19 protein-coding genes are annotated in these 20,866 nt (G+C 66.0%); 17 read left to right on the top strand and 2 right to left on the bottom strand.

Going from position 1 to position 20,866, the window contains the following annotated elements:
* The first annotated feature begins 66 nt into the window (after window positions 1–66).
* The 11 genes from ACOYR4_RS15905 to ACOYR4_RS15855 all read left to right on the top strand — a co-directional run bounded on the left by ACOYR4_RS15905 (window position 67) and on the right by ACOYR4_RS15855 (window position 13,691).
* On the top strand, window positions 67–696 hold the full coding sequence (locus tag ACOYR4_RS15905; protein ID WP_422847276.1) for a DUF2325 domain-containing protein: 630 nt from the start codon (window positions 67–69) through the stop codon (window positions 694–696).
* A gap of 134 nt (window positions 697–830) precedes the next feature.
* Window positions 831–2,342 carry a sigma-54 interaction domain-containing protein gene (locus ACOYR4_RS15900; protein ID WP_110961060.1) on the top strand — a complete coding sequence of 504 codons (1,512 nt, stop codon included), beginning with the start codon at window positions 831–833 and terminating at the stop codon, window positions 2,340–2,342.
* Window positions 2,343–2,493: 151 nt separating this feature from the next.
* Window positions 2,494–3,687 (top strand): substrate-binding domain-containing protein, encoded by a 1,194-nt coding sequence (locus tag ACOYR4_RS15895; protein WP_422847275.1) that lies wholly within the window; start codon window positions 2,494–2,496, stop codon window positions 3,685–3,687.
* Between the two features lie 163 nt (window positions 3,688–3,850).
* Window positions 3,851–5,335, top strand: coding sequence for a PHB depolymerase family esterase (locus ACOYR4_RS15890; RefSeq protein WP_110961062.1), 1,485 nt, complete (start codon window positions 3,851–3,853; stop codon window positions 5,333–5,335).
* A gap of 81 nt (window positions 5,336–5,416) precedes the next feature.
* On the top strand, window positions 5,417–6,199 hold the full coding sequence (locus ACOYR4_RS15885; RefSeq protein WP_015014949.1) for an ABC transporter ATP-binding protein: 783 nt from the start codon (window positions 5,417–5,419) through the stop codon (window positions 6,197–6,199).
* On the top strand, window positions 6,196–6,933 hold the full coding sequence (locus ACOYR4_RS15880; protein ID WP_060986967.1) for an ABC transporter ATP-binding protein: 738 nt from the start codon (window positions 6,196–6,198) through the stop codon (window positions 6,931–6,933). The genes ACOYR4_RS15885 and ACOYR4_RS15880 overlap by 4 nt, the downstream gene beginning before the upstream one ends.
* Window positions 6,934–7,048: 115 nt before the next feature.
* Window positions 7,049–8,035, top strand: coding sequence for a branched-chain amino acid ABC transporter permease (locus ACOYR4_RS15875; protein WP_056640195.1), 987 nt, complete (start codon window positions 7,049–7,051; stop codon window positions 8,033–8,035).
* Window positions 8,036–8,051: 16 nt separating this feature from the next.
* Window positions 8,052–9,125: a branched-chain amino acid ABC transporter permease gene (locus ACOYR4_RS15870; protein ID WP_015014946.1), complete on the top strand. Its 1,074-nt coding sequence runs from the start codon at window positions 8,052–8,054 to the stop codon at window positions 9,123–9,125.
* Window positions 9,126–9,218: 93 nt separating this feature from the next.
* Window positions 9,219–11,375: a D-(-)-3-hydroxybutyrate oligomer hydrolase gene (locus ACOYR4_RS15865; protein WP_422847274.1), complete on the top strand. Its 2,157-nt coding sequence runs from the start codon at window positions 9,219–9,221 to the stop codon at window positions 11,373–11,375.
* A 98-nt stretch (window positions 11,376–11,473) separates the two neighbouring features.
* Window positions 11,474–12,640: an ABC transporter substrate-binding protein gene (locus tag ACOYR4_RS15860; protein WP_422847273.1), complete on the top strand. Its 1,167-nt coding sequence runs from the start codon at window positions 11,474–11,476 to the stop codon at window positions 12,638–12,640.
* Between the two features lie 175 nt (window positions 12,641–12,815).
* Window positions 12,816–13,691 carry an alpha/beta fold hydrolase gene (locus ACOYR4_RS15855; protein ID WP_422847272.1) on the top strand — a complete coding sequence of 292 codons (876 nt, stop codon included), beginning with the start codon at window positions 12,816–12,818 and terminating at the stop codon, window positions 13,689–13,691.
* 47 nt (window positions 13,692–13,738) lie between these two features.
* Here the strand turns inward: ACOYR4_RS15855 and ACOYR4_RS15850 are convergent, their stop codons facing one another.
* Entirely contained in the window at window positions 13,739–13,990 is a 252-nt protein-coding gene (locus ACOYR4_RS15850) for a DUF2789 family protein (RefSeq protein ID WP_015014942.1), read from the bottom strand.
* A gap of 249 nt (window positions 13,991–14,239) precedes the next feature.
* Window positions 14,240–14,482 (bottom strand): glutaredoxin family protein, encoded by a 243-nt coding sequence (locus tag ACOYR4_RS15845; protein WP_422847271.1) that lies wholly within the window; start codon window positions 14,480–14,482, stop codon window positions 14,240–14,242.
* A gap of 116 nt (window positions 14,483–14,598) precedes the next feature.
* Here ACOYR4_RS15845 and ACOYR4_RS15840 point away from each other — a divergent pair, with 116 nt between their 5' ends.
* Genes ACOYR4_RS15840 through ACOYR4_RS15815 form a run of 6 tightly spaced genes read left to right on the top strand, consistent with a single transcriptional unit; the run spans window position 14,599 to window position 20,855 of the window.
* On the top strand, window positions 14,599–15,165 hold the full coding sequence (locus ACOYR4_RS15840; RefSeq protein WP_422847270.1) for a lipocalin family protein: 567 nt from the start codon (window positions 14,599–14,601) through the stop codon (window positions 15,163–15,165).
* A complete protein-coding gene (locus tag ACOYR4_RS15835) occupies window positions 15,162–16,196 on the top strand; it encodes an NAD(P)/FAD-dependent oxidoreductase (RefSeq protein WP_015014939.1) in 1,035 nt (344 codons plus the stop codon). Before ACOYR4_RS15840 ends, ACOYR4_RS15835 begins: the two co-directional genes overlap by 4 nt.
* A gap of 38 nt (window positions 16,197–16,234) precedes the next feature.
* A complete protein-coding gene (locus tag ACOYR4_RS15830) occupies window positions 16,235–17,806 on the top strand; it encodes an FAD-binding domain-containing protein (RefSeq protein WP_422847269.1) in 1,572 nt (523 codons plus the stop codon).
* 3 nt (window positions 17,807–17,809) lie between these two features.
* Entirely contained in the window at window positions 17,810–17,983 is a 174-nt protein-coding gene (locus ACOYR4_RS15825) for a DUF2256 domain-containing protein (protein ID WP_422847268.1), read from the top strand.
* Complete coding sequence (locus ACOYR4_RS15820; protein WP_422847267.1) at window positions 17,980–19,296, top strand: DASH family cryptochrome; 1,317 nt, start codon at window positions 17,980–17,982, stop codon at window positions 19,294–19,296. Before ACOYR4_RS15825 ends, ACOYR4_RS15820 begins: the two co-directional genes overlap by 4 nt.
* Entirely contained in the window at window positions 19,293–20,855 is a 1,563-nt protein-coding gene (locus tag ACOYR4_RS15815) for a cryptochrome/photolyase family protein (RefSeq protein WP_422847266.1), read from the top strand. Before ACOYR4_RS15820 ends, ACOYR4_RS15815 begins: the two co-directional genes overlap by 4 nt.
* Window positions 20,856–20,866: the final 11 nt, after the last annotated feature.

Below are 20,866 nucleotides of genomic sequence, written 5' to 3'. Positions count from 1 at the left end.
GAGACTTGCTCAACGGGGCTAGATGATAACATAAAATGCGAATAATTCTTATTTGCAAGGTGATGCATGGATTCACTTCCCCAGGAATTTATGGCGTTGTGCCGGCAGTGGGGTGAGGCGCAGCAACGCTGCAGCAAGCTGGTGGCCGCTCAGGCCGCGCAACTGGAAGCGCTGTCGGCGGAGGTGATGCGCTTGCGTGCTGCAGTGATCATCCGGGACACGCGCCTCGCGTGGGCGCAGGATGCCCTGGCACAGTGGCAGGCGGCTCAGCCGGGCCTGCCGCGGCGACAGTCCATGGCCCGCCATATCGGCGGGCTGGCAGAGCGCATCACCGCCTTGTCGCGCGAGTGCCTGCGATGGAAGCTGGCCGCATCGGCGCCGAGCACGTCGTCCCAGGCCCCCGCTGACTCCCAGAACGCGTACAGAGGCAAAGAGGTGGCCGTCGAGGAGAGGGCGCCAGCCATCAGCGACGTGGCACTGCATACCAGCCTGGCGGCCGCAGACTGGGTGATTTGCCAGACCGGCTGCATCAGCCATGACCAGTACTGGCGGGTGCAGGACCATTGCCGCCGCACCGGCAAGACTTGCATCCTGATGGACCAGCCCCTGGCGGCGCAGCCGGTGCAGCCGCCGTCCGCAGTGGTGCTGCAGTGGGGGCATACCGAAGAGCGTCAGGCGGCTGACAAGGTGCAGTAAATGCCTGATGCGCAGATAAATCATGCCTTGAATGCTATAAATAGAGTAGCAAATGGCTGAGGGCTACGCGCTGTCCTCCCGATGACCGTGGCAGGGACACGGATCCGCGTGCACCTCCGCGCTACCATCCGCCCATGCCCCTTCTCACCGATGACGCCCCCGCCTTGCCGCTGGATGCCCAGGGCATTCTGGAACTGGCGGCACGCTCCATGTTCCAGCTGTTCTCCAGCGTCAGCCAGGGCATGTTCCTGGTGGACCGCAGCGGGCGCATCGTGTGGGTGAATGAAGGCTATCAGCGCTTTCTGCCGGACCTTGGTTTTTCGTCGGTGGACCAGTTCGTCGGCCGCACGGTGGAAGAGGTGATCCCCAACACCCAGATGCGCCGCGTGCTGGAGACCGGCCAGCCCGTGCTGATCGACCTGCTCACCAACAAGGCGGGCACCTTTGTGGTCAGCCGTATCCCGCTGCGCGACGATGCGGACCGCGTGATTGGCGCCATCGGCATCGTGCTGTTCGACCACCCCGAAACCACGCTGCAGCCGCTCATCAGCAAGTTCGCGCTGCTGCAGCGCGACCTCGACGACGCCCGGCGCGAGCTGGCCAGCCAGCGCCGCCGCAGCCTGGCGGTGGCGGGCGATGGCGAGCGGCGGTCCAAATACACCTTTGCCAGCTTCATCGGCTCCAGCCCTGCGGCGGCCGAGGTCAAGCGCCAGGCGCGCCGTGCAGCGCAGTCCACCAGCCCCGTGCTGCTGCTGGGCGAAACCGGCACCGGCAAAGAGCTGCTGGCCCACGCCATTCACGCCGCATCGAGCCGCGCCAGCGGCCCGTTTGTGAGCGTGAACATCGCCGCCGTGCCCGACACGCTGCTCGAAGCGGAGTTCTTTGGCGTGGCGCCGGGCGCCTACACCGGCGCTGACCGCAAGGGCCGCGACGGCAAGTTCAAGCTGGCCGACGGCGGCACGCTGTTCCTCGACGAAATCGGCGACATGCCGCAGAGCCTGCAGGCCAAGCTGCTGCGCGCATTGCAAGAGGGCGAGATCGAGCCGCTGGGCAGCAACAAGCTTGTGCCCTTCAATGTGCGCATCCTGGCCGCCACATCGCGCGACCTGGCCGCGCTGGTGCGCGAGGGCAAGTTTCGCGAGGACTTGTTCTACCGCCTGCATGTGTTGCCCGTGCGCGTGCCGCCGCTGCGCGTGCGACGCAGCGACATTCCTGCGTTGGTCGAAGCCCTGGGCGAAGACCTGGCCCTGCGCAACGGCACCGCGCCTCCCGAGCTGCTGCCCGACGCCATGGCCCTGCTGGCGGGCCAGCCCTGGCGCGGCAACATCCGCGAGCTGCGTAATGTGCTGGAGCAGGCGGTCATGCGCAGCGACTCGCAGTCCATCGACGCCGCGCAGCTGGAGCGCATCCTGCGCGAGGCCGGCGTGGAGCCCGCCGCCCCCGCCCCGGTGCAAGACCCGGGCCACGCCACCGATGCCGACGACGAAAGCCGCTACCTGCGCCCGCTGGCCGAGCAGGTGGCCGAGCTGGAGCGCAAGGCCATTGCCGCCGCCCTGAAGGCCCATGGCGGCAACAAGCTGGCCACGGCGCGGCAGCTGGGCATCTCGCGCGCCACGCTCTATGGACGTCTGGAAAACCCTGAATAAAAATCAGACAAATGTCTAATATTTGGACATTTAATGTGTATTGAAATTAGTCAGTGTCGCCAGGGTGTCAGTAAAAGTATCTTTGAAATCAAGCACTTGGATGCTGGCACAGACTGTGCAATAAAGAAGCATCACAACAGGAGACATCGCCATGCAACGTCGCACTCTGGTCGCCCTCGCTTCCGCAGCCGTTACCGCCGCCACACTTTCTGCCCCCGCGTTCGCGCAGACCGGTGAAATCCGCATTGCCCACGTGTACAGCAAGACGGGTCCGCTGGAGGCCTATGGCAAGCAGACCCAGACCGGCCTGATGATGGGCCTGAACTACGCCACCGGCGGCAGCATGACCGTCAATGGCAAGAAGCTCGTCGTGATCGAGAAGGACGACCAGGGCAAGCCTGACCTGGGCAAGAGCCTGCTGGCTTCGGCCTACTCGGACGACAAGGCCGACATCGCCGTCGGCCCCACCTCCAGCGGCGTTGCCCTGGCCCTGCTGCCGGTGGCTGAGGAATACAAGAAGATCCTGCTGGTGGAGCCCGCAGTGGCCGACGCCATCACCGGTGACAAGTGGAACAAGTACATCTTCCGCACCGGCCGCAACAGCAGCCAGGACGCCATCTCCAACGCCGTGGCCATCGACAAGGCGGGCGTGGCGGTGGCGACGCTGGCGCAGGACTATGCCTTCGGCCGCGATGGCGTGAAGGCCTTCAAGGACGCGCTCAAGAACGCCAAGCTGGTGCACGAGGAATACCTGCCCACCACCACCACCGACTTCACCGCCGGTGCCCAGCGCCTGATCGACAAGCTCAAGGACGTGCCGGGCCGCAAGGTCATCTTCATCATCTGGGCCGGTGCAGGCAACCCGTTCAAGATCGCTGACATGGACCTCAAGCGCTATGGCATCGAGATCGCCACCGGCGGCAATATCCTGCCCGCCATGGCTGCCTACAAGAACTTCCCCGGCATGGAAGGTGCCACGTACTACTACTTCGGCATCCCCAAGAACCCCGTGAACGAAGCCATGGTGGCTGCGCACTACAAGGAGTTCAAGACCCCGCCGGACTTCTTCACGGCCGGCGGCTTCAGCTCTGCCATGGCGCTGGTCACGGCCCTCAAGGCCACCAATGGCGACACCAACACCAACAAGCTCATCAAGACCATGGAGGGCATGAGCTTCGAGACGCCCAAGGGCAAGATGACCTTCCGCAAGGAAGACCACCAGGCCATGCAGAGCATGTACCACTTCAAGATCAAGGTGGACCCGGCCTTTGCCTGGGGTGTGCCCGAGCTGGTGCGCGAGATCAAGCCTGAAGAGATGCAAGTTCCGATTCGCAACAAGCGATAAACGGTTTGCGTGGCCCCGCTGGCTGACGATTGTTCAGCCCAGCGGGGATCCATCCTCGCAGGGGCGGCCGCCCCTCTTTTTCCAGTGAATTGATGCATGAACCCCCGGGTGTACACGGGGGCTGGGTCGGTTTTTCTCAAAAATTATTTGGAGACAAGACAACATGGCTTTCAATTTCATCCGGGCGGCTGCGGCAGGGGCTGCGATGGCACTGTGTGGCGTGGGCAGTGTTCACGCTGCCGTCAACCTGCCAGCACTCAAGATCGACAAGACACAGACCACGGTGTCGGGCCTGTCCTCGGGCGGCTTCATGGCCGTGCAACTGCACGTGGCGTACTCGGCCACGTTTGCCAAGGGCGCGGGCGTTGTGGCGGGCGGCCCGTTCTATTGCGCCGAAGGGTCCATCGTCAACGCCACCGGGCGCTGCATGGCCAGTCCTGCAGGCATTCCCACCAGCACGCTGGTCAGCACCACCAACACCTGGGCCAGTCAGGGAGTCATTGACCCCGTGGCCAATCTGCAGAACTCCAAGGTCTACCTGTTCTCGGGCACGCTCGACAGCGTGGTCAAAACCGGGGTGATGGACGCGCTGCGCACCTACTACAACAGCTTCGTGCCCGCCGCCAACGTGGTCTACAAGAAGGACATTGCGGCAGAACACGCGATGGTGACGGACGACTACGGCAACGCCTGCTCCACCAAGGGCGCGCCCTACATCAGCGACTGCAACTTCGACCTGGCCGGCGCCATGCTGCAGCACCTGTACGGCACGCTGAACGCCCGCAACAACGCCACCCTGCCCACCGGCAATTACATCGAGTTCAACCAGAGCGAATTCATCAGCAACCACGGCATGGCCACCACGGGCTGGGCCTATGTGCCCCAGGCCTGCCAGGCGGGCGGCACGGCCACCTGCAAGCTGCACGTGGTGCTGCATGGCTGCAAGCAGAACATCAGCGATGTGCAGCAGCAGTACGTGCGCAACACTGGCTACAACCGCTGGGCCGACACCAACAACATCGTGATGCTGTACCCGCAGACCAGCACCGCAGCCACCAACAGCTGCTGGGACTGGTGGGGCTATGACAGCGCCAACTACTCCAAGAAGTCCGGCCCGCAAATGGCGGCCATCAAGGCCATGGTGGATCGCGTTTCCAGCGGCACGGGCGGTACCACGCCCCCCGACCCTGTGGCCCTGCCTGCCCCCACGGGCGTGAGCACTTCGGGCGCCACGGCCAACAGCATGGCCATCGGCTGGGCCGCCGTCACCGGCGCGGCCAGCTACAACGTGTACCGCAACGCCAACAAGGTCAACGCGCTGCCTGTGACCGCCACCAGCTACACCGACACCGGCCTGGCTGCCTCCACCACCTACAGCTGGACGGTGCGCGCTGCCGATGCCAACGGGGCCGAAGGCGCCACATCGGCCGCTGCATCGGGCACCACGCTGGCCGCATCGGGCGGCGGCACGGCCACCTGCACTACGGCCAGCAACTATGCACACACCCTGGCCGGGCGCGCTTATGCCGCCGGGGGCTACACCTATGCGCTGGGCTCCAACCAGAACATGGGCCTGTGGAACGTGTTCGTCACCAACACCCTGAAGCAGACCAGCACCAACTACTACGTGATTGGCACTTGTCCTTAAAGTGCGGGGCGCGCTGCCGCAGGGCAGGGCGCCCCACCCATTCCATCGATTGACTCAGACCGTGAAAGTGAACCCCCACCCATGAGCACCTTGGCCACCAAGGACTTGACCATCCGCTTTGGCGGCCACGTGGCGGTCAACGGCGTGACCTGCTCTTTCGAGCCCGGCACGCTGACCGCCATCGTGGGCCCCAACGGTGCGGGCAAGACCACCTACTTCAACCTGATCTCGGGGCAACTCAAGGCCACCAGCGGCAGCGTGATGCTGGGCGGGCAGGACCTCACAGGCCAGTCCGTTTCGGCACGCACGCACGCGGGCCTGGGCCGGGCGTTCCAGCTCACCAATCTGTTCCCCAACCTCAGCGTGCTGGAGAACGTGCGCCTGGCCGTGCAGGCCACACAAGAGGGCAAGCACCGCCGGGGCATGAACCTGTGGAGCATCTGGAGCGACCACAACGCGCTGACCCAGCGCGCCCGCGTGATCCTTCAGGCCGTGGCCATGACCGACCGGGCCGACACGCCCGTGGCCAGCCTGCCGCATGGCGACCAGCGCAAGCTCGAAGTGGCACTGCTCATGGCGCTGGAGCCGCAGGTCTACATGTTCGACGAGCCCACGGCTGGCATGAGCCATGACGAGGCGCCCGTGATCCTGAACCTGATCCGCGAGCTGAAGAAGGACAAGACCAAGATCATCCTGCTGGTAGAGCACAAGATGGACGTGGTGCGCGAGCTGGCCGACCGCATCATCGTGCTGACCAATGGCACGCTGGTGGCCGACGGCCCACCGGCCGAGGTGATTGCATCGCCCGTGGTGCAAGAGGCTTACCTGGGCGTCTCCAAGGACGCAGAGAAGGAGGCCGCATGAGCACGACACCAACGACCAACCTGCTCGAACTCAAGGGCGTGCACACGCACATCGGCGCGTACCACATCCTGCACGGCGTGGACCTGGCGGTGCCCAAGGGCCAGCTCACCATGCTGCTGGGCCGCAATGGTGCGGGCAAGACGACCACGCTGCGCACCATCATGGGCCTGTGGCATGCGTCGAAGGGCTCCATCCACTTTGGCGGCAAAGACATCACGGCGATGAACACTCCCGCCATTGCGGGCATGAACATCGCCTATGTGCCCGAGAACATGGGCATCTTTGCCGACCTCACGGTGAAGGAAAACATGCTGCTGGCCGCACGCAGCGCGCGCAACGCCGCGCAGATGGACGAGGCGCGGCTGCAGTGGATCTTCAAGCTCTTCCCCGCCGTGGAGAAGTTCTGGAACCACCCGGCTGGCAAGCTCAGCGGCGGCCAGAAACAGATGGTGGCCGTGAGCCGCGCCATCGTCGAGCCGCGCGATCTGCTCATCGTCGATGAACCCAGCAAGGGCCTCGCGCCCGCCATCATCAACAACATGATCGATGCGTTCGACCAGCTCAAGAAGAGCGGCGTGACCATCCTGCTCGTCGAGCAGAACATCAACTTTGCCAAGCGGCTGGGTGACACCGTGGCCGTGATGGACAACGGCCAGGTGGTGCATGCGGGCAGCATGGCCGCACTGGCGCAAGACGAAGAACTGCAGCGCTCGCTGCTGGGGTTGGCGCTATGAGTCGTATGAGCAATTTCAAGTGTTTTCGGGTGGTAGCGCAGGTATCTATTGCCGTGGCAGCTATCAAATATGTAGCTGATGTGCGTGGTGCGGCAGTGGCTGCTGGAGGTCGGGCATGAGCATCACCCGCGATTTCGACTGGAAGCCGCTGGCGCTGGTGCCGGCGCTGGCGCTGCTGGTGCTGCCCTTCATCGGCTCGCCCAGCACCTGGCTCACGCTCACGGTGGCGGGGCTGGCCATGGGCATGATCATCTTCATCATCGCCTCGGGCCTCACGCTGGTGTTTGGCCTGATGGACGTGCTGAACTTTGGCCATGGCGTGTTCATTGCACTGGGTGCGTTTGTGGCCACCAGCGTGCTGGGCGCCATGGGCGACTACACCCAGAGCGCCGAACTGTGGCGCAACCTGATGGCCGTGCTGCCGGCCATGGTGGTGGCCATGGCGGTGGCGGGGGCCGTGGGCCTGGCGTTCGAGCGCTTCATCGTGCGCCCCGTGTACGGCCAGCACTTGAAGCAGATCCTCATCACCATGGGCGGCATGATCATTGGTGAAGAACTCATCAAGGTCATCTGGGGCCCCGCGCAGATCCCGCTGCCGCTGCCCGAGGGCATGCGTGGCTCGCTGCTGGTGGGTGATGCGGCCATCGAAAAGTACCGCCTGGTGGCGGTGGCTGTGGGCTTGCTGGTGTTTGGTGTGCTGGCGTGGACGCTGTCGCGCACCAAGGTCGGCCTGCTCATCCGCGCCGGCGTACAAGACCGCGAGATGGTCGAAAGCCTGGGCTATCGCATCCGCCGCCTGTTTGTGGGCGTGTTCGTGGTGGGCTCGGCCTTGGCGGGCCTGGGCGGCGTGATGTGGGGCCTGTACCAGCAGAACGTCGTGCCCCAGATGGGCGCACAGGTCAATGTGCTGATCTTCATAGTGATCATCATCGGCGGCCTGGGCAGCACCGGCGGCGCGCTCATCGGTGCGCTGCTGGTGGGGCTGATGGCCAACTACACCGGCTTCCTGGTGCCCAAGGTGGCGCTGTTCTCCAACATCGCGTTGATGGTGGCCATTCTCTTGTGGCGCCCGCAGGGCGTCTATCCCGTGGCCAACCGCTGATGAGGGGCCGACTGACATGCTGAACCGACTTCTCTCCGGCGACTATCCGCGCAGCAAGGTGCTGGCGGTGATTCTGGTGGCCATCTTTGTTGGCCTTGCTTTTGCACCTTTCCTCTTCCCCGGCGTCAAGGCGCTGTCTGTGGCGGCCAAGGTGCTGATCTTTGTGGTGCTGGTTGCCAGCTTTGACCTGCTGCTGGGCTACACCGGCATCGTGAGCTTTGCGCACACCATGTTCTTTGGCATCGGGGCCTACGGCATTGCCGTGGCCACCACGCGCATGGGGCCCACCTGGTCTGCGCTGCTGGTGGGGCTGGCCGGCGCGCTGGTGCTCTCGCTGCTGCTGTCGCTGGCGGTGGGGCTCTTCTCGCTGCGCGTGCGGGCCATCTTCTTCGCCATGATCACGCTGGCCGTGGCTGCTGCGTTCCAGACGCTGGCCTCGCAGCTGTCGGACATCACAGGCGGCGAAGACGGCCTGACCTTCAAGGTGCCCGAGTTCCTTTCGCCCAGCTTCGAGCCGTTTGACGACCCCTTCCTGGGCGTGAGCATCGACGGGCGGCTGATCTGCTACTACCTGCTCTTCGTCACGGCCGTGGCGCTGGTGCTGGCGCTGCTGCGCATCGTCAACTCGCCCTTCGGCCGCGTGCTGCAGGCCATCCGCGAGAACGAGTTCCGCGCCGAGGCCATTGGCTACCGCGTGGTGGTGTACCGCACCACGTCCAGCGTGCTGTCGGCACTGTTTGCCACCATGGCGGGTGCCATGCTGGCGCTCTGGCTGCGCTACAACGGGCCGGACACATCGCTCAGCTTCGAAATCATGATGGACTGCCTGCTCATCGTGGTGATCGGCGGCATGGGCACGATCTACGGCTCGGCCATTGGCGCGGTGCTCTTCCTGGTGGCGCAAAGCTACCTGCAGGATCTGCTGCGCCTGGGCAGCGAGGCCGCCTCAGGCCTGCCCTGGCTGTCTGCGCTGCTGTCGCCCGACCGCTGGCTGCTGTGGCTGGGCGTGCTGTTCGTTCTGTCCGTTTACTACTTCCCCACCGGTGTGGTGGGGCGCCTGCGCGCGGCAGCTGCGCGCAAGGTGGGGTGAGTGGCCCGGCCGCGCCGGGTGACTGGCGTGGCCTGGGTGTGTGGGTGAGCTGTGCAACAAAGACGCAAAGAAAAAACTCCAGGAGACAAGCACATGAAGATCAGCATGAAGAACCCGCGTTTTCGTCCCTTTTCTCGTCCGTTCGTTCCCGCAGTGCTCGCCGCTGCGGTGTTGGCTGCCTGCGGCGGCAGTGATGGCGACAGCGCCGCACTCAACACCAAGCCCGCCTACCTGGGCGCCATCAGCGAGATCACGTACGACGGCACCAGCAACGACCTGCTGACGGCTGGCCTGGGCGCCACGGGGCTGGCGGCGGCCGTGCCACCGGCCTATGCCGACCCGCTCAAGCCCACCGCAGCCGAGCTGCGCCGCACAGCCATCCACACCAACTACCGCGCCATGCTCGACATGACGGCGGCCGGTGGCTACGGCACGCTGTATGGCCCCAACGTGGATGCACAGGGCAAGGTCACCACCGGCGAAGGCAAGGTCGCAGGCACTGAGTACATCGCATTTGCCGACGACGGCACAGGCCGCAAGAATGTCACCCTCATGGTGCAGGTGCCTGCCAGCTTCGACCCCAAGAAGCCCTGCATGATCACCGCGACGGCATCGGGCTCGCGCGGTGTGTACGGCGGCATCTCCACCGGCGAGTGGGGCCTGAAGAAGGGCTGCGCTGTGGCGTACTCTGACAAGGGCACCGGCGGCGCGCCGCATGACCTCATGAATGACACCGTGCCGCTGATCGACGGCACCCGCACCACGGCCACCGCAGCGGGCAAGAACGCGGCTTTCAACGCAGGCCTCACTACTACCGAGCTGGCCGCCTTCAACACCGCTACGCCCAATCGCTTTGCCTTCAAGCACGCCCACTCGGGCCAGAACTCTGAAAAGGATTGGGGCACCACCACCTTGCAGGCGGTGGAGTTTGGCTACTACGTGCTCAACCAACGTTATGGCGCCACCGATGCAGCGGGCCAGCGCCTCAAGACGCTGACCCCGGCCAACACCATCGTGATTGCATCCAGCATCTCCAACGGTGGCGGCTCCGCGATTGCCGCGGCCGAGCTGGACACGCAGGGCCTGATCAGCGGCGTGGCCGTGTCCGAGCCTGCCATCGAGATGCCTGCCAACCCCGGTGTCACCGTGCGCCGTGGCAGTGCTGAGGTGGCCGTCACCGGCAAGACGCTGGTGGACTTCACGACCTACGCCAACCTGTACCAGGCCTGCGCATCGCTGGCGCCATCGGTCAGCACCAGCCCTTACGCCGCCGCTTTTGCCGCCGGCTTTGGCAGTGCGGCCCTGCCGATTGCGCCCAATCGCTGTGCCTCGCTCAAGGCGGCAGGCCTGCTCACGGCCTCCACCACGGCCACGCAGGCCGAGGAGGCTTTGCAAAAGCTGCGCGCCTACGGCTGGGAGCCCGAGTCCAACGACTTGCATGCGTCGCTGGCTGCGTTTGAAGTTGCTCCGGCGGTCGCCGTCACCTTCGCCAACAGCCTGTCGCGCGCCAGCGTCAAGGACCACCTGTGCGGCTTCAGCTACGCGGCCACGGCGGCTACAGGCGCGGTGACAACACTGGCCCCCGCAGCGCTCGCTGGCATGTTTGCCACGGGCAATGGCGTGCCCCCATCGGGCGGTATCAACCTGGTCAACAATCTGGGCAAGCTGGGCCCGGCACGCGACTTCCTGTCGGTGTCGGACGCGGGCGTGGCCGACTGGAACCTGAGCGGTGCGCTGTGCCTGCGCAACCTCGTCACCGGCAACGATGCCGCCGCCAAGAAGCTGCAGGCCGGTGTAGACGAAACCCGCCGCAACGGCAACCTGCGTGGCAAGCCTGCCGTCATCGTGCATGGCCGTGCGGATGCGTTGCTGCCCGTCAGCCACACCTCGCGCCCCTACGCCGCACTGAACAAGAAGGTCGAAGGCGCTGCCAGCAAGCTCAGCTATGTAGAAGTGGCCAACGCCCAGCACTTCGACAGCTTCATCGGCCTGCCCACCGTGCTGCCGGGTTATGACAGCCGCTACGTGCCGCTGCACGTGTACCTGAACCACGCACTCGACGCCGTGTACGACCACCTCGCCAACGGCAAGGCGCTGCCCGCCAGCCAGGTGGTGCGTACGGTGCCACGTGGCGGCACACCGGGCAGCGCACCGGCCATCACCGCCGCCAACGTGCCGCCGCTGGCCACCACGCCCGCTGCCGCCAACGCCATTGCCATCACGGCGGGCGCCATCTCCATCCCTGACTGACCAGGACGCTGAACGATCTCTGTGGAAGCCCGGGACCCGTGCACTGCAGGTGCATGCCCCGGGCCATTCCAGGCGCAGTCATCACAAGGACGGAAGCAATGAACACTGTGAAGAGTTGGGTAGGCCGCGTGTCGGCCACCCTGTGGTGGGGTGGACCGATGGCGTTGGCATTGGCCGTGGGGGCGCTGGCCCCCGCGCGGGCCGCCGAGGTGGTGGTGGGGCAGGTGGCCCCGCTGTCGGGCGTGCTGGCCAGCACCGGCGCGCAGATGGTGCTGGGCGGCAAGATTTACTTTGACTGGGTCAACGCACAAGGCGGCGTGCACGGCGCCAGCATTCGCCAGGCGGTGGCCGACGATGGCTACAAGGTCGCGGACACGTTGACCCGCACCCGCGAGCTGCTGGCCAAGCCCGAAGTGGTGGCCCTGTACGGCTTTGCGGGCACGGCCAACATCACCCAGCTGCTGGCCGATGGCGTGCTGGAGCAGGGCGGCGCCGCACTGGTGGCTCCGTACACGGGTGGCGAGTCGCTGCGCAACCCGTTCAACCCCTGGATCTTTCATGTGCGTGCCGGTTATGCCGACGAAACCGAGCACATGGTGCAGCAGCTCACCACGCTGGGCATGAACCGTGTGGCCGTGATGTACCAGGACGACGGCTTTGGCAAGGCGGGCCTCGCGGGGGTGGAGGCGGCGCTGGGCAAGCGTGGCCTCAAGCTCGTGGTGTCTGCGGGCTACGAGCGCAATACCGACAAGGTGGACGACGCCGTCAAGGCCATCAAGGCCGCCGATGTGCACGCGGTCATCATGATTGCGGTGAACAAGCCCGCGGCGGCCTTCATCCAGCGCTACCGCGAGCAGGGCGGCGGCGCGCAGCTGTACAACATCTCGGTGGTGGACCCGACGGAGCTGGTCAAGCTCGCGGGCCTCAAGAACGCGCACGGCCTGGGCATCAGCCAGGTGGTGCCCTACCCCTACCGGCCGCAGCTGCCCGTGGTGCGCGAGTACCAGACGCTGCTGAAAAAGTACGCGCCCGACGCCGAGGTCAACTACACCAGCTTTGAGCAGTTCCTCGGTGCCAAGGTGCTGGTCGAGGCCCTGCGCCGCGCCGGGCCTGCGCCCACACGCGCCAAGGTCGTGAAGGCGCTGGAGTCACTGCAAAGCTATGACCTTGGCGGCATCACGCTGGGCTATTCGCCCACCAACCGTATCGGCTCGCGCTATGTCGAGGTCACTGTCATCGGCAGCAACGGCCGCCTCATGAAATGAGCGCGGCTCCAAAAACTCTCCTGGCGTTGTTGTTGCGTCTTGCCGTACTTTCAGTACTGTCTGCAACGCAACGCCTCGCCAGGACCGCCTCGCTGAGTTTTGTGAGCCGCTACCCGTCCACAGGTTGTTTTGTCCGCAGCCTGCATCTATCCACCGACTCACAAGGTTGACCACCATGACTCCGTTATCGCGCTACACCACCTGCGCTGGCTATGAAATCCATTACATGGAGTGGGGCGCGCCGGATGCCCCGGTGGTGATCGCGTGGCACGGGCTGGCGCGCACCGGCCGCGACATGGACCCGCTGGCCGCCCACCTGGCATCGCGCTACCGCGTGATCTGTCCCGACACATTGGGACGGGGCCTGAGCCAGTGGGCGCGCGCGCCGCAAGACGAGTACCGCCTGTCGTTCTACGCACGCATCGCGGCCGACCTCTTTGACCAGCTGGGCATCGAGAAAGCGCACTGGGTGGGCACATCGATGGGCGGGGCCATCGGTACGGTGTGCGCATCGGGATTGTTCGAGCCGCAGCTCAAGGGCCGCATCCAGAGCCTGCTGCTCAACGACAACGCCCCGCGCCTGGCGGATGCGGCGCTGGAGCGCATCAAGGCCTATGCAGGCCATCCGCCTGCGTTCGACACGGTGAAGGAGCTGGAGGCGTTCTTTCGGCAGGTATACAAGCCGTACGGCTGGCTCAGCGATGAGCAGTGGCGCCTGCTCACCGAGAGCAGCACCCGCCGCCTGCCAGACGGCCGTGTCACGCCGCATTACGACCCCGCCATGGTGCAGCAGTTCACGCACCACACCAACGACTACCTCATCTGGGATCACTACGACGCGCTCGACATTCCCGTGTTGTGCCTGCGCGGGGCCGAGTCCGACCTGGTGCTGCCAGACGTCACGGCCGAAATGTTGACCCGGGGCCCGGGATCACGCGGCCAGGCGCAGGTGGTGGAGGTGCCCGGCTGCGGCCATGCCCCTGCGCTCAATGTGCCCGAGCACTACGCGCTGGTGGACGGGTTTTTGGCCAGTGCGCAAGGCGGGCAATAGCCCGTTTGCCCGTTTGCCCGTCCGCACACCCGCCCGCGCTGAGGCCGTCAGCGTGGCACGCCGGGCCCGCAGCCCAAGGCCTGGCTCAGCTGCTCGGCAGGGATGGCCCAGTCTGCATCCGCCGCAATCGCCTCGCGCAAGAACTTGGCCTGGGCGGGCGACCATACCGCCACATCCGGCAGCGTGAAATTGACAGCCGTCGTGCGGTGCGTTGCGATGAACGTGGTCATCGACGCCTCGTCGGACGGCAGTCCCAGTTGGTCAAACAGGTCGGACATGGTGTGAATACCGGTTTCCATGGGTGCATCCTTGGTGTGTGGGGTGAAGATCGATCACGCGGCGGCTATCGCCCGCCTCCGTGGCCCGAGCGCTATTGCAGCATGGGCCGGCCCGGCGGAATGTAGGACGGTCTCGGAGTTGTTGGGCTGTCTCCATGCCGCTGAAGAACCTGTTCAAAGGCATAGGGCACATGAGGGGAGCTGGCCCACAGCCAATGCCAGCACCGCAGCCGCCACGCTGCAGCTGCTGCCGGGGGCTTGCCCGGGCCTTCAGAGGCACAGTTGTGCCAGCGCAGCTTGCAGGCCAGCCAGCCCACCCACACGCTGGTCGTTGATGAAAATCTGCGGCATCTGCCGCACCGAGGGGCCGCACTTGGCATAAAACGCCAGGCGCTCGGCCTCGTCATCGATCTTGATTTCTTCGTAGGGCAGCGAACGGGATTTGAGGAGCATCTTGGCCGACTCGCACTGCGGGCAGGCGGACTTGGAGTACACGGTGATTTGAAGGGTCATGGTGCGAGTTTACGGGGCGTGGAGCGGGCACCTCGGCACGGCAACTCACAGGCCCGCACCCCGACCTGTATGGAGTGGTTTACCATTCGGTTTGTTTTGTGACTGATTGGTAATTTATGTCCTTGCTATTCCCTTGGGTGCGCCGTTCCGTGCTGCTGGTGTCCACAGCTCTGTTGCTCGCGTTGGTCGGTTGCTCCTCCACCACTCCGCCCTCCGGCATCACCCCCGTCACGCCATTTGACCTGGCGCGGTACGAGGGGCGCTGGTACGAGGTGGCCCGGCTTGACCACTCTTTTGAACGTGGCATGACCGATGTATCTGCCACCTACCAGCGCCAGAGCGATGGCGGCGTGCGCGTGCTCAACCGGGGTTTTGACACTGGCAAGAACGACTGGCGGCAGGCCGAAGGCAAGGCCAAGTTCACGGGCGATACCAACACGGCGTCGCTCAAGGTCTCGTTCTTTGGCCCGTTCTACGGCGGCTACCATGTGGCCGCGTTGGATGCCGACTACCAATGGGCGCTGGTGGTGGGGCCAGACCGCAGTTACTGCTGGATTCTGTCGCGCACCAAGCAGTTGGCCCCTGCCGTTCGCGAGCAGCTCATCGCCCGCGCCCAGGCACTGGGCATCGACACGCAGGCCCTCATCTGGGTAACCCACGACCGCACCGAACCGCAGCCATGAGCGCACCCATTCCCAAACTTCCTATCGCCGTCATCGGCGCAGGCCTGGCGGGCCTGTCGTGCGCACAAGCCCTGCTGCAGGCGGGCCACTCGGTGCATGTGTTCGACAAGAGCCGCGGCCCCTCAGGCCGTATGAGCACGCGCCGTGCTGAAGACGCGGCAGGCCCCTGGCAGTGTGACCACGGCGCGCAGTACTTCACTGCACGCGATCCGCAGTTCCGCGCCGAAGTCGCCCGCTGGCAGCAGGCTGGTGTGGCCGCCCTGTGGGACGCACGCCTTGCCAGCTTTGACGGCGCAGTCTGGACCACGCCCGCCACCCCACTGGAGCGCTTTGTGGGCACCCCGCGCATGACATCGCCCGCCGGCTGGTTTGTGCAGGGCTTGCAGCAGGCGGGTGACCGGGCGCTGGCGCAGTGGCAAACCACCGTGCAAAAGCTGGAGCGCAACGCCGATGGCTGGTCGATCATCTCTGCCGAGCATGGCCTGCACTCGCAGCGCTACAGCGCCGTGCTGCTGGCCGTGCCCGCCCCGCAAGCCGTGCCCTTGCTGCAACCTGTGGCCCCCACGGGCGCTGCGGTGGCTGCCAGCGCACGCATGCGCGGCAGCTGGGCGGTGATGGTGCGTTGCCCCGCACCCGTGGCCTTGGCGTGGGACGGTGCCTTCATCAACACCGGCCCGCTGCGCTGGGTGGCGCGCGACAGCAGCAAGCCCGGCCGCACGGCCCCTGCAGGCACCGAAACCTGGCTGCTGCACGCCAGCCCCGAGTGGAGCGATGCCCACATCGAAGACACCGCCGACAGTGTGACCGCCACCTTGCTCGCTGCATTCCAGGCACTGGGCGGCCCCGCTCCTACGCAGGTGCAAGCCACGGCCCACCGCTGGCGCTATGCCGACACCGAACCCGCCCTCACGCTGGGGTACTGGTGGGATGCCGATGCGCTGCTGGGCCTGTGCGGCGACTGGATCAGCGGCGGCAAGGTCGAGGGCGCATGGCTCAGCGGCCAGTCACTGGCCCGCGCCGTGGCGGGCTGATCGCGGGCTAACGGGGCCAGAGCGGCGCAGGGCAGGGCATGAGCTACACCGTCGTCTGGTTCAAACGCGACTTGCGCGTGCATGACCACGCGCCGCTGCACCACGCTGCCGCCCAGGGCCCGGTGCTGTGTCTGTATGTGATTGAGCCCAGCCTGTGGGCCCAGCCCGATGCGGCCCTGCAGCACTACCACTTTGTGCAAGAAAGCCTGCACGACCTGGCCCAGGCCCTGCAGCGGCGCGGTGCCACGCTGCAGGTGGCCGTGGGCGAGGTGGTGGACGTGCTGGCCCGCCTGCACGCGCTGGCTCCCTTCCACACCCTGGTGGCCCATGAGGAAACGGGCAACGCCCACACCTACGCCCGCGACCAGGCCGTTGGCCGTTGGTGCCGCACGCAGGGCGTAGCCTGGCGCGAATGGCCCCAGCACGGCGTGGTGCGTCGCCTGCGCTCGCGCGATGACTGGCAACAGCAATGGCAGGCCTTCATGCACGCGCCCGTGGTGCCTGCCCCTGTGCCAGAGGCCCTGCACAGCCGCACGCTGCCGTGGCCCGCACAGCCCTGGCCCAGCGCGGCCGAGCTGGGTTTGGCGGCGCACGACCCACCCCAACGCCAGCGCGGCGGCCGCAAAGAAGGTCTGCGCGTGCTGCAAGATTTTTTGGCAGAGCGCAGCCAGGGCTACCGGGGCGGCATCTCATCGCCGCTCACCGCGCCCAGTGCCTGCTCGCGTCTGTCTCCCTATCTGGCCCTGGGCAGCCTGGGTATGCGCGAGGTGGTGCAGGCCACCCAGCGCCGCCAGCAACAGCTTAAAGGCAGCACTGAGCCTGGAGCCGCATGGCAGCGCAAGGGGCTCACCGCCTTCATGAGCCGCCTGCACTGGCACTGCCATTTCATCCAGAAGCTCGAATCCGAACCCGCGCTGGAGCACCACAACCTGCACCGGGGCTACAACGGCCTGCGCGAAGGCGAATGGAACCCCGCCCACTTCGAGGCCCTGGTCGCGGGGCGCACCGGCTGGCCCATGGTGGATGCCTGCGTGGCCATGCTGCGCGAGACGGGGTGGATCAACTTCCGCATGCGGGCCATGCTGGTGTCGGTGGCCTCGTACCCGCTATGGCTGCACTGGCGGACCGTGGGCGAGTGGCTGACCCGCCAGTTTCTGGATTACGAGCCCGGCATCCACTGGAGTCAGATGCAAATGCAGGCGGGCACCACGGGCATCAACACCACCCGCGTCTACAACCCCATCAAGCAGGCGCAAAACCACGACCCCCACGGCCACTTTGTGCGTCAGTGGCTGCCCGCCTTGCGCCGCGTGCCCGATGCCTGGCTGCTGGAGCCCTGGCGCATGCCGCCCGATGTGCAGGCCCGCTGCGGCGTGCGCGTGGGCCACGACATTGCCGTGCCGCTAGTGGAGCTGGACACCGCCACCCGCACGGCCAAGGCCCGCGTGCACGGCCTGCGCGCCCAGCCCACCGTGCGCGCCGCCCAGGCTGCGATTGTGGAAAACCACGGCTCCCGCCAGTTTCGCGATGGCGGCAGCCCGCAGGCCCGCGCCCGGGCTCGCGCACGCAACGCCGCCCAGCACCCCCAGCAGCAAACCCTGGACTTTTGAACCATGCGCATGCGCAAAAAATCCGACCTTCCGCAAAAGACCTGCCAACACTGCGGCCTGCCCTTTGCCTGGCGCAAGAAGTGGGAAAAGGTGTGGGACGAAGTGAAGTACTGCTCCGACCGCTGCCGCAGCGAACGCAAGCGCGCCGACAAGCCTGCAGGGGAGGGCGCAGCATGAGCACCGTGCTGTTCTGGTTTCGCAACGACCTGCGCCTGCACGACCAACCCGCGCTGCGCGCAGCCCTCACCAGCGGTGCCACCCACCTGCTACCCGTGGTGTGCCTGCCCGCGCCGGATGAACGCACGCCCTGGGGCTTTGCCCGTGTGGGCGCACACCGCCGGGCCTTCACGGCCGCAGCACTGCGCGGGCTGCAAGGGCAGATGAGCGCACTGGGCAACCCACTGCTCATCTGCCAAGCCCCACCCGCCACCGCCTTGCCGCAACTGGCAAAGGCCGTGGGTGCCACCACCGTGGTGTGCGAAGACATTGCCGCCCCCTATGAGCAGGCTGAGGTGGCCGCACTGCGCGCCGCAGGCTTGCAGGTGCGCACCGTGTGGCACAGCAGCATGCTGCCCCCGGCGCGCATGCCGTGGGCTGTGGACCAGTTGCCCGGCGTGTTTACCACCTTCCGCCAAAAGGTGGAGCGCGCAGGCATCACCCCCGCTGTGCCATTGCCTGCACCCGCCCGGCTGCTGCCGCCACCTGACGTGCCCGCGCCCGTGTTGCAGGCCGTGGGGGCAGAGCTGGGCGCCGAAGCCATCCAGCAACCCGCACCTCCGCAGGGCAGCGATGCCCGTTCCTCCTTCCCGTACGTAACGCCCGCGTGCGATGGCAGCGAGGCCGCCGCGCTGGCCCACCTCGCGCAGTACCTGGCCCGCAAGTTGCCCCACAGCTACAAGGACACGCGCAACGGGCTCACGGGGCTGGATTACTCCAGCAAGTTCTCGCCCTGGTTGGCGACGGGCGCGCTGTCTCCGCGCCAGATCTATGCCGATCTGAAAAATTTCGAGCGCGACCACGGCGCCAATGACGGCACCTACTGGCTGTGGTTTGAGCTGCTGTGGCGCGATTACTTCCGGCTGCTGCACCTGCAATACGGTGCAGCGCTGTACCGGGCGCGGGGGCTGTCAGAACTGCCGCCCGCCCCGCACAACCCGCGCGGTTTTGATCGCTGGTGCCGGGGCGATACGGGCCAGCCCCTGGTCGATGCCGCCATGCGCGAACTGGCTACCACCGGCTACCTCAGCAACCGCCTGCGCCAGGTGGTGGCCAGCTACCTCATCTACGACCTGCGGGGCGACTGGCGCGCGGGCGCGGCGTGGTTTGAATCGCAACTGGTGGACTACGACGTGTACAGCAACCAGGCCAACTGGCTCTACATCGCCGGGCGCGGCACCGACCCGCGCGGGGGGCGGCGCTTCAACCCCACCAAGCAGGCGCAAGACCACGATGCCGACGGCAGCTACCGCCGCCTATGGGGCACGGCATGAGCACGCCACAACCCTCTACCCCACAGCGTGCCCACACGCTTCGCCTGCTTCTGGGCGACCAGCTCAACCCCGAGCATTCATGGTTTGCCACGCCGGACGAAGGCGTGGTCTACGTGCTGATGGAAGTGCGGCAAGAGACCGACTACGTGCTGCACCACGCACAAAAAATCCTCGCCATCTTTGCCGGCATGCGCGACCTGGCCCGCCACCTGCGCGAGGCCGGGCACCGCGTGCGCTATGTGGCGATTGACGACGCCAGCAACCGCCAGTCGATGCCCGACAACCTGGCCGCCCTCATGGCCCACTACGGTGCGCACACGCTGCAATACCAACACCCCGACGAATGGCGGCTGGACGAGCAACTGCGCGCCTGGGGCGCAAAGCAAGCCTTTGCCGTGCAGGCCGTCAGCAGCGAGCACTTCTACACCACCCGCACCGAAATGGCCGAGGTGTTCAAGGGCCGCAAGCAGTGGCTCATGGAGCACTTCTACCGCCGCATGCGCCAGCGCCACAGCGTGCTCATCGATGCAGCGGGCGAGCCCGAAGGCGGCCAATGGAACTACGACCACGACAACCGCAAACCCTGGCCAGGCACCCCCGCGTTGCCGCCTGACGCCCGCCCCGCGCACGACCACAGCGCCCTGTGGGCCACCATCCAGGCCGCAGGAGTGAAGAGCTTTGGCAACCCTCAGGCCCACGCACTGCGCTGGCCGCTGAACCGGGCCGAGGCACTGGCATGGCTTGACCACTTCATCACCACCACGCTGCCCGACTTTGGCGCGTATGAAGACGCCATGAGCACCAAGAGCGCGCGGCTGTTCCATTCGCTGCTGTCCTTCGCGCTCAACACCAAAATGCTGCGCCCGCACGAGGTGGTGCAACGCGCTCAAGTCGCCTACCACGCAGGCACCGCGCCCTTGCCAGCGGTGGAGGGCTTTATTCGCCAGATATTGGGTTGGCGCGAATATGTGCGCGGCATCTACTGGGCCCACATGCCCGGCTATAACGAGCGCAACGCCCTCGGCCACAGCACACCGCTGCCGGAATGGTTCTGGACGTGCGAGACCAAAATGCGCTGCATGCAGCACGCCGTGGGCCAGTCGCTTCAGGATGCATACGCCCACCACATCCAGCGCCTCATGGTCATCGGCAACTTTGCGCTGTTGGCGGGGCTCGACCCTGCCGCCGTGCACCGCTGGTACCTGGGCGTGTACATCGACGCCTTTGAATGGGTGGAAGTGCCCAACACTGTGGGCATGAGCCAGTTTGCCGACGGCGGCCTGCTCGCCACCAAACCCTATGTGAGCAGCGCCGCCTACATCGACCGCATGAGCGACTACTGCAGCGGCTGCCACTACGACAAAAAGCAAAAAGTCGGTGAGCGGGCGTGCCCGTACAACGCGCTGTACTGGGACTTTTTTGCGCGCAACGAGGGCACGCTGGGCAACAACTTTCGCCTGGGCATGGTGTACCGCCAGTTGCAGAAGATGCAGGGCCCGCAGCTGGATGCGTTGCGTGAGCATGCGGCCAGTCTGCGAACTAGACTCGATGCGCTTTGATTCGACCCATC

It is taken from the genome of Acidovorax sp. M14, assembly GCF_049331375.1.
GTDB lineage: Bacteria > Pseudomonadota > Gammaproteobacteria > Burkholderiales > Burkholderiaceae_C > Acidovorax.
The sequence above is the reverse complement of the archived record's forward strand: the minus strand, read 5'-3'. Positions and strand labels throughout refer to the sequence as shown.